The sequence below is a fragment of the Pseudomonas psychrophila genome (assembly GCF_001043005.1).
Classification (GTDB): Bacteria; Pseudomonadota; Gammaproteobacteria; order Pseudomonadales; family Pseudomonadaceae; genus Aquipseudomonas; species Aquipseudomonas psychrophila.
This window is the reverse complement of sequence record NZ_JYKZ01000001.1, coordinates 683,527-697,452: the sequence shown is the minus strand read 5'-3', so window position 1 is coordinate 697,452 and position 13,926 is coordinate 683,527. Positions and strand designations below refer to the sequence as shown.

The window sequence follows — 13,926 nt, the reverse complement described above, 5'->3', positions numbered from 1 at the left end:
GTTTACTCCCCTTTACTGCCTGCAGCTTTTTCTGTTGCCGGGGCAGATGCCGGGGTTTCGCCTTGTGGCTTGTCCATGATCTTGACTTCAATGCCAGGCTTGATGAACTGCAGGCCGTCAGTGATCAAACGGTCGCCCGGGTTCAGGCCTTTCTCTACCAGCCAGTCGCTGCCGACTGTGCGCGAAGCTTGCAGAACGCGCATTTCAACCTTGTTGTCCGGCCCCACGATCAATGCCGTTGGCTGGCCCTTGAGGTTGTGCGTCACGCCGATCTGAGGAGCCAGGATCGCATTGCTGTCGATGCCTGCTTCCAGTTGTGCGTGGACAAACATGCCCGGCAGAAGGATTTCGTCAGGGTTCGGGAACACTGCGCGCAAGGTGACGGAGCCAGTGGTTTCATCGACCGATACTTCGGAGAACTCAAGACGGCCTTCTTGCGCATATTCGCTGCCATCCGGCAGGGTCAGCTTGACCTTGGCGGCGTTTTCACCGGCTTTCTTCAGGCGGCCGCTGGCCAGATCGCGGCGCAGTTCGAGCATTTCGACTGAAGATTGCGTTACGTCAACGTAGATTGGGTCCAGTTGGGTGATCACGGCCAATGCGTTGGCCTGGCCACTGGTCACTAATGCACCTTCAGTGTAGAGCGAGCGACCAATTCGGCCGGTCAACGGTGCCAGAACCTTGGTGTAACGCAGGTTGACCTGGGCGGTATTTAGCGTGGCTTCGGCTTCGAGGCGTGCGGCTTCGGCGTTGTCGTATTCCTGACGGCTTACGGCCTGCTCTGCGACCAATTGCTTGTAGCGGTCAGCCAGCGATTTGGCCGATTGTAGAGTGGCGCGGGCGCTCAGTACGGCGCTTTCATAGATGGCTGGATCGATTTGATACAGCTGCTGGCCGATTTTTACATCGCTGCCTTCTTTAAAGAAGCGCTTGAGGATGATGCCATTCACCTGAGGGCGAACTTCTGCCGAGCGATAGGACGCGGTGCGGCCCGGCAGGTCGGTGGTCAAGGTAAAAGGCTGGGTTTTCAGCGTCACGACGCCGACCTGAGGGATTTGCGGGGCAGGTGCTGCCTCTTCCTTTTTGCATCCGCTGAGTAGCGAAGCTAGGGCGATGGCAGCAACCAGAGCGGTAACAGCTGGCTTGAATTGCATGAAAATCCTCGGGTCAGGCACGCGAAAGCGCACAAGAATAGTGGAAGGGTAAAGAAAGCTGTTCCGGGTGGATAAGTAGCTTGCTAAGGAATATACTTACATTCGTGTCTGTTTGTAAATAGCGGGAGCGTGTCTCGCCTAGTACTACAGGGCCATTTTTAAAGCATGTAGTAGACCGGGATAAGGCACAACAAACGCCACCCGATGTTGGTCCGGACGAGTGATCGTAGCGGTCCGGATCCTCCTGATTGAGGTTTTTATTGCCATGGTGCGTCGTACCAAAGAAGAAGCTCTTGAGACCCGGAGCAAAATCCTCGAAGCGGCCGAGCAGGCCTTTTATGAACGGGGTGTTGCGCGCACGACGCTGGCAGATATTGCCGCGTTGGCAGGCGTCACCCGAGGTGCAATTTACTGGCACTTCAACAACAAGGCCGAGCTGGTTCAAGCGATGCTCGACAGCTTGCATGAGCCGTTGGATGAAATGGCCAAAGCCAGTGAAAGCGAGAACGAGGTTGATCCGCTTGGCTGCATGCGCCAACTGTTGATTCATTTGTTTCGCCAAGTTGCCACTGATCCAAAAACCCGGCGTATCAATGAAATTTTGTTTCATAAGTGCGAATTCACTGACGAAATGTGTGATTTACGGGCTCAGCGCCAGGTTGCGATGGTCGATTGCAACAGCAGGATCGAGCTTGCCCTGAGCAATGCCCTTCACCGTCAACAACTCCCTGCAAATCTGGATGTACGCCGTGCTGCTATCTGTTTGCATGCATATATCGACGGAATTCTCGGACAATGGCTGCTGGTTCCCAACAGTTTCGAGCTTTATAAAGAAGCTGAGTCCTGGGTCGATACTGGGCTGGATATGTTGCGTTTCAGCCCGACACTGCGAATCTGCGGCGATATCCGAAAGGGAGTTTAGTAGGCTCAAGCCATATGGCGAGTGAAGATTTTGCCCTTCGGGCCATTTGATGGCAGAAGGCATTTATATACGTCTAGCTCGCGGGTTTAAAGTTAGCGAGCTAAGTATTTTGTAGTTAAATTGTTATCGTTAAGTGAAACACCCTACAGCCTTCAGTAAATAGACCTAAGTCAAACAGGTCTCGTGGTGTTTGGGCGGCCACATCTTTCTTGGTTTTTTCTCTCAATCACCCTTCCTGCGTCTGCTTCCCCTACACTTGGGCGACGCTTTGGCTACATGCCAAAGCAGCCAAAATCGGGGAGCGGGCGACTGCCAACGTGTTTGTCCTCTCTCGACTAAAGCAAACAGACCGCGATGGTGGTGTGTGTCGTGGGGAATTCGAGGAATAACAAGTGAACAAGATTTACTCGAGTGCTGAATCCGCTTTGCAGGGGCTGGTCGAAGACGGCATGACCCTGGCTGTGGGCGGTTTTGGGTTGTGCGGGATTCCAGAGGCGTTGATTGCTGCCTTGCGCGACACCGGCAAGCGCGAGCTGACGGTGATCAGCAACAACGCCGGGGTTGACGGTTTCGGGTTGGGGCAACTGCTGACGACGCGTCAGATCCGCAAAATGATTTCTTCCTATGTGGGTGAGAACAAAGAGTTCGAACGCCAGTACCTGGCCGGCGAGCTTGAGCTGGAGTTCACCCCTCAAGGTACCCTCGCGGAAAAACTGCGGGCGGGCGGGGCGGGTATCCCGGCGTTCTTCACCAAGACCGGGTACGGCACGCTGGTGGCTGAAGGTAAGGAAACCCGTGAGTTTGATGGCGAGTGGTACGTCATGGAGCGTTCGTTGCGCGCCGATGTAGCCTTGGTCAAGGCCTGGAAAGCCGACAAGTCCGGCAATCTGCTGTTCAACAAAACTGCACGTAACTTCAACCCGTTGGCAGCAATGGCGGCCAAGGTGTGCGTGGTAGAAGTGGAAGAAATCGTTGAAATTGGCGAGATCGAGCCTGATCAGGTTCATTTGCCCGGAATTTACGTGCAGCGGCTGGTGCTCAACGCCACCCCGGAAAAACGTATTGAACATCGCACTGTGCGGAGCGCCTGATCATGGCCTGGACTCGTGAAGAAATGGCGCAGCGCGCCTCCCAAGAACTGCAGGATGGCTTTTACGTCAATTTAGGCATCGGTTTGCCTACGCTGGTGGCCAACTATATTCCCGAGGGGATGGACGTGTGGCTGCAAAGCGAGAACGGCCTGCTGGGTATTGGCCCGTTTCCTGCTGACGATGAAGTCGACGCTGACCTGATCAATGCGGGCAAGCAAACCATTACGACCTTGCCGGGCAGCAGCTTCTTTAACAGCGCTGACTCGTTCGCGATGATTCGCGGAGGTCATATCAATCTGTCGATTCTGGGGGCAATGCAAGTCTCCGAGAAGGGCGACCTGGCTAACTGGATGATCCCCGGCAAGATGGTCAAAGGGATGGGCGGCGCGATGGACCTGGTGGCCGGGGTCAAGCGCGTGGTGGTGCTGATGGAGCACACCGCCAAAGGCGGCACCCATAAGCTGCTTAAGCAGTGTGATTTGCCACTGACCGGCGTGGGGGTGGTTGATCGGATCATCACCGATCTGGCGGTGCTGGACGTTACTGAGCAGGGGCTCAAGCTGGTTGAGCTGGCAGCGGGCGTCAGTCTTGATGAGCTGAAAGCGGCCACCGGTTGCGAAATCAACGGTTAGGAGCCAAGAACCCTGTAGCAGCTGCCGTAGGAACGAGGCTGCGTTCGGCGACGAAGTCGTCGTAAATCCGCAGAGCGCGGTGTACCTGACGCGCCAAGGTTAAAGGGTTTTACGACTGCTTCGCAGTCGGACGCAGCCTCGTTCCTTCGGCAGTTGCTACGAAGACAAGTGCCTTCTAGTTTTAAAGTGTTTTCGCTGAGTCAAATACGCAAAAAGCCCCTCGCGGGGCTTTTTACTTAAGCGTGAATCAGCGTTCCAGATCTTTGATCTTGCCTTTCACACCATCAAACTCTTCCGCGTCCGGCAGAGCGTCTTTCTTTTCAGTGATGTTGGGCCAGATTTCAGCCAGTTCAACATTCAACTGAATGAACTCTTGCATGTCAGCAGGGACTTCATCTTCAGAGAAGATCGCCTGTGCAGGGCATTCAGGCTCACAAAGCGCGCAGTCAATGCACTCATCCGGGTGAATCACCAGGAAGTTCGGGCCTTCGTAAAAGCAGTCCACCGGACAGACTTCTACGCAGTCGGTGTACTTGCACTTGATGCAGTTGTCGGTGACGACGAAGGTCATTTCTAATTCTCTCCTCAGGCGGCGGCAGCGAAGCCCTTCCAGAACGGGTTCGCCGGGTTCGGGAGTGATATCTACAGACCAGGCTAAAAGGTCAGTAGCATCCCAAACCGCGCGCGATTCTAGCAGCTTTTAAAGGCGTGTCTTTAATGTGTAGAGCAAATCAAGTGCTTTACGTGGCGTTAAGTTGTCCAGATCCAGCTTGGAAAGGTCGTCCAGCACCGGGTGAGGCAGGCTGGCAAACATGTCACTTTGCTGGGGGGCTGACTTTTTACCGGGTGTCGGACGCGGTACTTCGTGGGGCAGACTGGTGGTCTCCAGACGGCTCAAATGCTCGCGGGCACGGGTGATCACATTGGCTGGAACCCCCGCCAGTTGTGCCACTGCCAAGCCATAGCTCTGGCTAGCAGGCCCAGGCAAAACATGGTGCAAGAACACAATACGTTCATTATGTTCTGTCGCGCTCAGATGCACGTTGGCGACCAGCGGTTGGTTCTCCGGCAGTACCGTCAATTCGAAGTAATGCGTCGCGAACAAGGTGTAGGCGCGTAATTGGGCGAGGCGTTCTGCCGCAGCCCATGCCAGCGATAACCCGTCAAAGGTGCTGGTGCCACGACCCACTTCATCCATCAGCACCAGGCTGCGATCGGTGGCATTGTGCAAAATGTTGGCGGTTTCGCTCATCTCGACCATAAAGGTCGAACGGCCGCCCGCAAGGTCATCGCTGGAGCCGATCCGGGTGAAGATGCGGTCAACCAGCGACAATTCGCAACTGGCTGCCGGAACAAAGCTGCCGATGTGGGCCATCAGGACGATCAATGCGGTCTGGCGCATGTAGGTCGATTTACCGCCCATGTTCGGGCCGGTGATCACCAGCATGCGCGTGTCATCATCCAGCGCCAGATCGTTAGCCACAAAAGGCGTGGTCAGTACTTGCTCGACCACCGGGTGGCGGCCCTGGCTGATGCGCATGCACGGCTCGTCCACGAAACGTGGGCAGTTCAAGTCCAGGTTCAGTGCTCGCTCGGCCAGGTTGCTCAGTACATCCAGCTCGGCCAGTGCGGCGGCGGTGTCTTGCAGTGGCGCAAGGTGGCCGATCATTTCTTCGAGCAGTGCTTCGTAGAGCATCTTCTCGCGGGCCAGGGCACGGCTTTTGGCTGACAGGGCCTTGTCCTCGAAAGCCTTGAGCTCCGGGGTGATAAAGCGTTCGGCGCCCTTGAGCGTTTGGCGGCGGATATAGTCAGCCGGTGCCTGCTCGGCTTGTTTGCTTGGCAGCTCGATAAAGTAGCCGTGTACCCGGTTGTAACCGACTTTGAGGTTGGCGAGGCCGGTGCGGGCTTTTTCTCGCGCTTCAAGATCAATCAGGAATTGGCCGGCGTTTTCGCTCAGCGACTGCAGCTCATCGAGCTCGGCGTCGTAACCGGTTTTTAATACCCCGCCGTCGCGGATCACCGCTGGCGGATTGTCGTTGATGGCTTTTTCCAGCAGGGCTCCCAGTTCGGGATAAGTGCTGGTGGTCGTGGCCAGTTGTTGCAGATGCGGCGCTTCGAGTCCGACCATTGCATCTTGCAGTTCAGGCAGCGCGTTCAAGGCATCGCGCAGGCGTGCCAGGTCGCGGGGGCGAGCATTGCGCAGGCCGATACGGGCCAGAATACGCTCCAGGTCGCCGATTTCCTTGAGCTGTGGCTGCAGCTTTTCGAAGCGATAGCCGTCCAGCAAGCAGGTGATCGATGACTGGCGAGCCAGCAGCACGTTGAGGTCGCGCAACGGACGGTTCAGCCAGCGGGTCAGCAAGCGGCTGCCCATCGAGGTCTGGCAGCGGTCGACCACCGACTGCAAGGTGTTGTCGCGTCCGCCCGCGAGGTTGGTGTCCAGCTCCAGATTGCGTCGGCTGGCGCCGTCCAGGACGACGGTGTCGTCCAGGCGCTCATGACGCAGGCTGCGCAAATGGGGCAGGGCGGTGCGCTGGGTTTCTTTGGCGTAGCTGAGCAGGCAGCCGGCGGCGCCAATGGCCAGGGTCAGGTTTTCGCAGCCAAAGCCTTTAAGGTCTTGGGTCGAAAACTGCTGGCACAGACTTTTCAGGGCCGAGTCGCGTTCAAAATCCCAAGGCGCGCGGCGACGAACCCCACGGCGCTTTTCGGCTGGCAGGCCTTGTGGCCAGTCATCCGGGATCATCAGCTCGACCGGATTGATACGCTCAAGCTCCGCCAGCAAGTTTTCCCAGCCCTTGATCTCCAGCACCGAGAAGTTGCCGCTGGTAATGTCCAGAACGGCAAGGCCAAACAAGCGCTCATCGCCGAGTACGGCGGCAATCAGGTTGTCGCGGCGTTCATCCATCAGCGCCTCATCACTCACCGTTCCCGGCGTGATGATGCGCACGACCTGGCGGTCAACCGGGCCTTTGCTGGTGGCCGGGTCGCCGACCTGTTCGCAGATCACCACCGACTCGCCAAGCTTTACCAGCTTGGCCAGATAACCTTCAGCTGCATGGTAAGGAATCCCGCACATCGGGATCGCCTGGCCGGCAGACTGACCACGTGCCGTGAGTGTGATATCCAGCAATTTGGCGGCTTTCTTCGCATCTTCGTAGAAGATTTCGTAGAAGTCGCCCATGCGATAGAACATCAGCTGATCAGGGTGCTGATTCTTCAGGCGCCAGTACTGCTGCATCATCGGCGTGTGGCTGGACAGGTCGGAAGTATTTTTACTCATCAGGGCTTAGGCGGATTCGTTCAGAAGTGGGGGGAAGGCAGGCCCGTGGCCTGAGGGTTTCGCAATGGGCGCAAGGTTAACATGTCAGCACCCTGCATCTACAGGCGTGCGCCGGGTGAGCTGACACGTTGCTATAAATAGAAGAAATAGCATTTGCCAACACTAAACACGGTCAGCACTATTGCCATCATGCCTAAACGAACTGTTTCAACTGTCCTTAAAGAGCTGCTCGCCCGGCACGGAATCAGCGCGATGGCGCTGCACCGTAGCACTGGGGTGCCGCAGCCCACGTTGTCACGTATTTTGAGCGGCAAAATTATCGATCCTTCCGATAGACATATCTCCAAAATCGCCGAGTACTTCCACATCAGTACCGATCGTCTGCGTGGTCGGGATGACCTCTGTACGTTTGCCGCGTCAGAAGCCGGCTTGCATCACCCTGACCTGCGAGATATTTGCCTGTGGGACGACGATACCCCGGTGGCGGACGATGAAGTGTCCATTCCGTTTTTGCGCCAGGTCGAACTGGCAGCGGGCTCCGGGCGTTTTGCCATTGAAGAGAGCGAGCGCGCCAGGCTGCGTTTCGGCAAACGCAGCCTGCGTCATAACGGTGTGGAATTCGATCAGGCCAAATGCGTGACCGTGCGCGGTGACAGCATGCTGCCAGTTCTGCGCGATGGCGCTACGGTAGGGGTCAATGCTGGCAAGCGCACGCTGGAGGAGGTCATTGATGGCGATCTCTATGCGGTCAATCACAATGGTCAGTTGCGGGTCAAACAACTCTATCGCCTGGCGGGAGGGATCCGTTTGCGCAGCTTCAATCGTGATGAATTCCCCGACGAAGACTATGCCTACAGCGAGCTGGAGGATGAACAGCTTGTGATCCTAGGCCATGTGTTTTGGTGGGGCATGTACGCGCGCTAACCCTCACATTTAAGAAAAAACCCACAAGTCAGTGGGTTTTTTTTCGGTCATCAAAAAGACCATTCACACCGTGATTGTTGGCTTTGCCCGGCTTGCTGAAATCATCCGAATAAATATATGCATTGGTGCATTGACTGTATATCCATACATGAATAGTCTTTGCTGCATGGCGGTCCACGAAGTAACTCAAGCAGGGATGTGGCGTAACAGAGGGCGCCCGCTATACAGCCCGGGCCATAAATTGGCGCTTATCAATAAGGACACAGGAGTGATGACATGATTAATGAACCGCAGGTTTTGCTGGAAATGCCGGTTTTACTGGTCATCCTTCTTGCCTTGGTAGGCGGTGTTTTTGGTGAGATGTGGCGGGCGGACAAGGACGGAGCAAGTGGATGGTTGCTGATGCGGCGCCTGGCGCTGCGTTCGGGGGCATGCATGGTGTGCGGTGTGTCGACCTTCATGCTGCTGTACTCGGCAGGGATGTCGATTTTGGCGGCCGGTGCATTGGGTTGCCTGACCGCGCTGGCCGGCGCGGATGCGGCCATCAGTCTGTATCAGCGCTGGGCCGCCAAGCGGCTTGGAGTCGATGGTTCGGTTGGCGACTCGCGGATCGAGCCATAACAGACCCTTATTTGGTGTAGGTTATGGCGCTGACGCGCCCATCAGGAGAGGATCGTGGACCAAATATCTCAATTAGCGACTGAACTTGGGCTGCTGTTACAGGCTCTTAATGCCCAGGTGACGACCGCCGAATCCTGCACTGGCGGCGGTATCGCTGAGGCCATTACCCGCATTGCCGGTAGCTCCGCCTGGTTTGAGGCGGGATTCGTGACCTACTCCAACCAGCAAAAAACCAGGCAACTGAATGTTCCCGAGCCCTTGTTCGTTCAAGTGGGCGCGGTCAGTCGCGAGGTGGTTGAGGCGATGGTGCGTGGTGCGCAAGCGCAAAGCGGGGCTCGATTTGCTGTCGCGGTGAGTGGTGTGGCCGGCCCTGGCGGGGGGTCCCCCGAGAAGCCGGTCGGCACCGTCTGGCTGGCGTGGGGCGATGGCGATCATGTGACGACCGAGCGCAGACACTTCCCGGGTAACCGCGATGAGGTACGCCAGCAAACGGTGATTGCCGCCCTGGAAGGCTTAATACGCCGAACGGTACGAGAAATAAAAAATGAGGGGTAGGCGATCGTTTAACCCTGTGGAATAATACTGGCTACTTATACAGTTATCGGCCGTCGGGCCTTATTGATTACGAGAGGACTTTAATGGACGACAACAAGAAGAAAGCCTTGGCTGCGGCCTTGGGTCAGATCGAACGTCAATTCGGCAAGGGTGCCGTGATGCTGATGGGCGACCAGGAGCGTCAGGCAGTTCCGGCGATCTCCACGGGCTCCCTGGGTCTGGACATCGCGCTGGGCATTGGCGGCCTGCCAAAAGGCCGTATTGTTGAAATCTACGGTCCAGAATCTTCGGGTAAAACCACGCTTACCCTGTCTGTGATTGCACAGGCGCAAAAGGCCGGTGCAACCTGCGCGTTCGTCGATGCCGAACACGCCCTTGATCCTGAGTACGCGGCCAAGCTGGGCGTGAACGTTGATGACCTGCTGGTTTCCCAGCCTGATACCGGCGAGCAGGCACTGGAAATCACCGACATGCTGGTGCGTTCCAATGCGGTTGACGTGATCATCATCGACTCCGTTGCTGCACTTACGCCAAAAGCTGAAATCGAAGGCGACATGGGCGATACCCACGTTGGCCTGCAAGCACGTCTGATGTCTCAGGCGCTGCGTAAAATCACCGGTAACATCAAGAACGCCAACTGCCTGGTTATCTTCATCAACCAGATCCGCATGAAAATCGGCGTGATGTTCGGCAGCCCGGAAACCACTACCGGTGGTAACGCGCTGAAGTTCTACGCTTCGGTACGTCTGGATATCCGCCGCACCGGCGCCGTGAAAGAAGGCGACGTGGTGGTGGGCAGCGAAACCCGCGTCAAAGTGGTCAAGAATAAGGTGGCACCCCCGTTCCGTCAGGCCGAGTTCCAGATCTTGTACGGCAAGGGCATCTACCTTAACGGTGAGATGATTGACCTGGGCGTGTTGCATGGTTTCGTTGAAAAAGCCGGCGCCTGGTACAGCTACAACGGCAGCAAGATCGGTCAGGGCAAGGCCAACTCCGCCAAGTTCCTGGACGACAATCCTGATGTCAAGGATGCGCTGGAGAAGCAACTGCGTGAGAAGTTGCTGGGTCCAAAGACCGACGCTGAACTGGCGGAAATCAAAGTCATGCCGAAACTGAGCAAGGCTGCCAAAGAAGCTGCGGCACTGGCTGAAGCCGAAGAGATGGAAAACGCTACCGACAGCGATAACTGATAGACATCATGATCGCCGTTCTGGATACCCCCGTCGCAGTGCGACGGACTGCAATGGACCTGCTCGCGCGACGCGAGCACGGTCGAGTCGAGCTGACGCGCAAATTGCGTCAGCGCGGGGCTTGCCCCGACATGATTGACGCCGCCCTTGACCGTCTGACGGAAGAGGGGCTGTTGTCCGAATCTCGTTATCTCGAGAGCTATATCAACTACCGTGCCGGTTCAGGTTATGGCCCTTTGCGAATTCGCGAAGAGCTTAGCCAGCGTGGCCTGGTGCGTGGGGATATCGAGGAGGCGCTGCGAGAGTGTGGTTTCAACTGGCAAGAGCAGCTGGAAGATACCTGGCGCCGCAAGTTTTCCGGTCAGTTGCCTGCAGATGCAAAAGAACGTGCCCGCCAAGGGCGCTTCTTGAGCTATCGAGGGTATCCACTTGAAATGATCGGCCGCTTGTTGAGCGGCCGAGAGTTTGAAGACTGACAGCCGCTGTGGGAACGAGCCTGCTCGCGAAGTTCGTTCGCGGGCAGGCTCGCTCCCACAGGGTGTATTTTCAGTCCGCTACGGATGCGTGCTGTGAGGACGTAGTCGAACTGTCAACTGTCTCCCAGTTTTGCGGTTGGTTAATAAAGTTGACCAGCTCGCGTAACCGCCCCTGATTACGGCCACTGAATGCAAAGCTCAAGCAGGTCAGGTGGTTGAGTTTGGGGTCGTCGTGCTCAAAACCGCAGTACCCCTGTTGCTGGAAACCACTGCTAAGGCAGATATCAGCAAATTGATGCTGGATCTCCTTTAAGGCCAAGACACTGACAGGCCGCTTCATGCGGATCACAAAAGTTTTATTCAACCAGCGACTGGAGTGGAAGTTGCTGTAGAACTGGTTGATTTCATCCAGGGCTTCTTCGGCGCTATGAACCAGGCGCATCAACTTCAAGTCGTTGGGAAGAATGTATTGGTTGGCTTCCAGCTGGTCATGAATGAAGTCCAGGGCTCCTTGCCAAAACTTCCCGCCTGGCACATCCAGTAAAACCACCGGTACCAACGGGGTCTTGCCTGTCTGCATCAGTGTCAGTACTTCCAACACCTCATCCAGTGTGCCAAAGCCTCCCGGGCACATCACCAGGGCATCTGCCTCTTTGGTGAAGAACAGTTTGCGGGTAAAGAAAAAGTGGAAGGCCAGCACATTCTCGGTGCCGTTGATGGTGGGGTTGGCTCGTTGTTCAAACGGCAAAGTGATGTTGAAGCCCAGGCTATGGCTCAGGCCTGCACCTTCATGGGCAGCAGCCATAATGCCAGCGCCGCCGCCAGTAATGACCATGATGTCGGACTTGGCCAGCACACTGCCCATTTCCCGGGCCAGCGCATAGAGCGGGTGTTCGATTGGAGTTCTTGCCGAGCCAAAGACCGTGACTTTGCGTCGTCCCTTGAACTGTTCCAGTGTTCTAAAGGTTTTTTCGAGTTCGCGGATGGCTTGCAGGGTGATTTTGGTGTTCCAGCGATCAAAGTCGTCGTGGGCCATGCGCAACACGGTCAGCAACATCTCGCGATACAACGCCCGGTTCGGACTATTAGGCGCAACGCGCTGCAGCTGTTCATCGACTTCATGAGCAAGATCCAGCCCCTGTTCCTGGAAGTGAAGCGTCAGGGTGTCATTGGATTGATCAGGCATGTATTTCTCCTTCTACACAACATCCTTGAAGGCGCCGCAGGTGGGCAGCCGCAGAGACACAGAGTGTCAACCATGATGGTTCGATGATGGTCCCGGGATGTCTTGGCTGGCAATAGCTAATTGCCTGACCTACATGGAGTTTGGTGCGAGGAGGTCATGCGGGGGAACGTAGTGTCGAGGCCTGTGGCAGGCTCATGCGCCGTACCGGGAGGTACGGCGTGTCAGCGAGGTTACTTTTTGCGCTGGCAGTTTTCAGCCCGGAAATCCTGGATCAGGACCGGACTATTGGTTTTGTATTCCTTGAAGCTGTAGCGCAGCGTCGCACCTTGAGCCATCAGGGTGCGGAAACCTGCGTTGCTGCAAACACTGCGACCCAGTTGCGGGACTGTTTCTTCAGGATTGGAGCGCATCTGGGCGGACAATGTAGGACTGGCCTCCAGATTGTTGATCAAAACAGTACCGTCTACCGTAAAGCCTTTGTCCAACAGGTCCGCATTGATAGCCCGTGGTTTGCCTTCATTGCTTTTCGCGGCAACCTTGAGCAGGGTTTTGTTCAACTCAAAATCCTTGAGAGAAGCCGCTTGTGCAGCCAGAGGCAGTGCAAGCATAAGAGCGACGGTCGGAATGATATGGCGCAGCATGAAACTCTCCTGATTTCAGTGACCCAGGGTTAGACCGGCCACATATCTGTGCGTTCAGTGGCGCGGGAGTATAGGTCAGCATGAGTTGGCAGGAAATGCCAAAGGTCATGGATTCGCGCCCTCTTACTGCGCCTCTGTTAAACTTGCCGCCTTTCTCTTGTGAATCCGTTCGTGTGCCAATTCTGGCAAATGGATGGTTGGCGCCTTTAAGTAAAAAACCATGACCCTGACGACCTTTCCCCCGAATTCTGTCGCCCGTTTACGAGACGAGCGTGAAGAGGAGAGCACCAAGCCTTACCTGGCGCGTGGCTCACGTGCCCCGCGTTGCCATACTTGTCGCGTGATTGAAAGCCACTGCCTGTGCAGTTGGCGGCCAAAGGTCAGCACGCGCTCGGGTGTGTGTTTGGTCATGACTAAAAAAGAAGTGTTCAAACCCAGCAATACAGGTTGGCTGATTGCCGACGTAGTAAGCGATAACTTTGCCTTTATCTGGTCACGAACCGAAACCGACGAAGCGCTGCTGGCGCTGCTGTCTGACCCGCAGTGGCAGCCGTATCTGGTATTTCCCGGGGAATATGTCGCACCTGAGCGGGTTACGCACACCGTGGACATCGACAGCAGCAAGCGGCCGCTGTTTATCTTGCTCGACGCCACCTGGACCGAGGCGCGCAAGATTTTTCGCAAAAGCCCGTATTTCGATGCCTTGCCGATTTTGAGCCTGCTGCCCGAAAGGCTTTCGCGCTACCGCCTGCGCCGCTCCACACGCAGCGAGCACCTGTGCACCGCAGAAGTCGCCAGTTTATGCCTTGAGCTGGCGGGCGATACCGAGGCCTCAAATGCGCTGGACGCCTATTTTGATGTGTTCAGCCAGCATTACCTGGATGCAAAAAACCAGCTGCCGATGAATGAATCCAGCGTCGCGCACCAGGAACTGGGCGTTTTTGTAAAAGACCTTCCCCAGAATCGGGCTCAATAGACTAAAGAAGTAGCGCTACAATTTTCGAACAGATGTAAGCGAGCGCTATTGTTCGTATTTAAATGATGGCGCTGTGATAGCTTCCGCGTGGACCCAAGCGTCAGGTTTTCAACTTGACCACCCCCGCTTCGCTGGGCATGCTTGGCGCCGATTCGGCTTCAGTAGCTGCTAAAACACTTATATTTGCCGACGTTTAGCGTAAATCGCGCCGTTTGACCCAAAGTCTTTGAGCTATTGCTCGAGTTGCCTTAGCGAGTGCTGGAATTCATCAGGGCTCG

General features: G+C 56.1%; 14 protein-coding genes. 9 read left to right on the top strand and 5 right to left on the bottom strand.

Features of this window, described 5'->3' with window-relative positions; genetic code table 11:
* Positions 1-2 precede the first annotated feature (2 nt).
* A complete protein-coding gene (locus TU76_RS03275) occupies positions 3-1,154 on the bottom strand; it encodes an efflux RND transporter periplasmic adaptor subunit (RefSeq protein WP_019827863.1) in 1,152 nt (383 codons plus the stop codon).
* Between the two features lie 265 nt (positions 1,155-1,419).
* Here TU76_RS03275 and TU76_RS03270 point away from each other — a divergent pair, with 265 nt between their 5' ends.
* From TU76_RS03270 to TU76_RS03260, 3 genes are all read left to right on the top strand, one after another.
* A complete protein-coding gene (locus tag TU76_RS03270) occupies positions 1,420-2,076 on the top strand; it encodes a TetR family transcriptional regulator (RefSeq protein WP_019827862.1) in 657 nt (218 codons plus the stop codon).
* A 392-nt stretch (positions 2,077-2,468) separates the two neighbouring features.
* Positions 2,469-3,167, top strand: coding sequence for a CoA transferase subunit A (locus tag TU76_RS03265; RefSeq protein ID WP_019827861.1), 699 nt, complete (start codon positions 2,469-2,471; stop codon positions 3,165-3,167).
* 2 nt (positions 3,168-3,169) lie between these two features.
* A complete protein-coding gene (locus tag TU76_RS03260; protein WP_046809434.1) occupies positions 3,170-3,799 on the top strand; it encodes a CoA transferase subunit B in 630 nt (209 codons plus the stop codon).
* A gap of 247 nt (positions 3,800-4,046) precedes the next feature.
* Here TU76_RS03260 and fdxA read toward each other — a convergent pair whose 3' ends face one another.
* Positions 4,047-4,370 carry a ferredoxin FdxA gene (gene fdxA / locus TU76_RS03255; protein ID WP_003443045.1) on the bottom strand — a complete coding sequence of 108 codons (324 nt, stop codon included), beginning with the start codon at positions 4,368-4,370 and terminating at the stop codon, positions 4,047-4,049.
* Between the two features lie 129 nt (positions 4,371-4,499).
* A complete protein-coding gene (mutS, locus tag TU76_RS03250; RefSeq protein ID WP_048351073.1) occupies positions 4,500-7,079 on the bottom strand; it encodes a DNA mismatch repair protein MutS in 2,580 nt (859 codons plus the stop codon).
* Between the two features lie 189 nt (positions 7,080-7,268).
* On the opposite strand from mutS, the gene TU76_RS03245 reads away from it, so the two are divergent.
* From TU76_RS03245 to recX, 5 genes are all read left to right on the top strand, one after another.
* Entirely contained in the window at positions 7,269-8,003 is a 735-nt protein-coding gene (locus TU76_RS03245) for a LexA family transcriptional regulator (RefSeq protein ID WP_082113404.1), read from the top strand.
* Positions 8,004-8,279: 276 nt separating this feature from the next.
* On the top strand, positions 8,280-8,624 hold the full coding sequence (locus TU76_RS03240; RefSeq protein WP_019827857.1) for a phage holin family protein: 345 nt from the start codon (positions 8,280-8,282) through the stop codon (positions 8,622-8,624).
* 54 nt (positions 8,625-8,678) lie between these two features.
* A complete protein-coding gene (locus TU76_RS03235; RefSeq protein WP_046809433.1) occupies positions 8,679-9,179 on the top strand; it encodes a CinA family protein in 501 nt (166 codons plus the stop codon).
* A gap of 83 nt (positions 9,180-9,262) precedes the next feature.
* The gene (gene recA, locus TU76_RS03230) at positions 9,263-10,369 is read left to right on the top strand and encodes a recombinase RecA (RefSeq protein ID WP_019827855.1); all 1,107 of its coding nucleotides are present in this window, start codon (positions 9,263-9,265) and stop codon (positions 10,367-10,369) included.
* 8 nt (positions 10,370-10,377) lie between these two features.
* Positions 10,378-10,845: a recombination regulator RecX gene (gene recX, locus TU76_RS03225; protein ID WP_048351072.1), complete on the top strand. Its 468-nt coding sequence runs from the start codon at positions 10,378-10,380 to the stop codon at positions 10,843-10,845.
* A gap of 70 nt (positions 10,846-10,915) precedes the next feature.
* Here recX and TU76_RS03220 read toward each other — a convergent pair whose 3' ends face one another.
* Together TU76_RS03220 and TU76_RS03215 are read right to left on the bottom strand one after the other, a co-directional pair.
* Positions 10,916-12,031 (bottom strand): LOG family protein, encoded by a 1,116-nt coding sequence (locus TU76_RS03220; protein WP_048351071.1) that lies wholly within the window; start codon positions 12,029-12,031, stop codon positions 10,916-10,918.
* 230 nt (positions 12,032-12,261) lie between these two features.
* Positions 12,262-12,672 carry a PA3611 family quorum-sensing-regulated virulence factor gene (locus TU76_RS03215; RefSeq protein WP_019827851.1) on the bottom strand — a complete coding sequence of 137 codons (411 nt, stop codon included), beginning with the start codon at positions 12,670-12,672 and terminating at the stop codon, positions 12,262-12,264.
* A 220-nt stretch (positions 12,673-12,892) separates the two neighbouring features.
* Here TU76_RS03215 and TU76_RS03210 point away from each other — a divergent pair, with 220 nt between their 5' ends.
* Entirely contained in the window at positions 12,893-13,648 is a 756-nt protein-coding gene (locus TU76_RS03210) for a tRNA-uridine aminocarboxypropyltransferase (RefSeq protein WP_019827850.1), read from the top strand.
* Positions 13,649-13,926 lie beyond the last annotated feature (278 nt).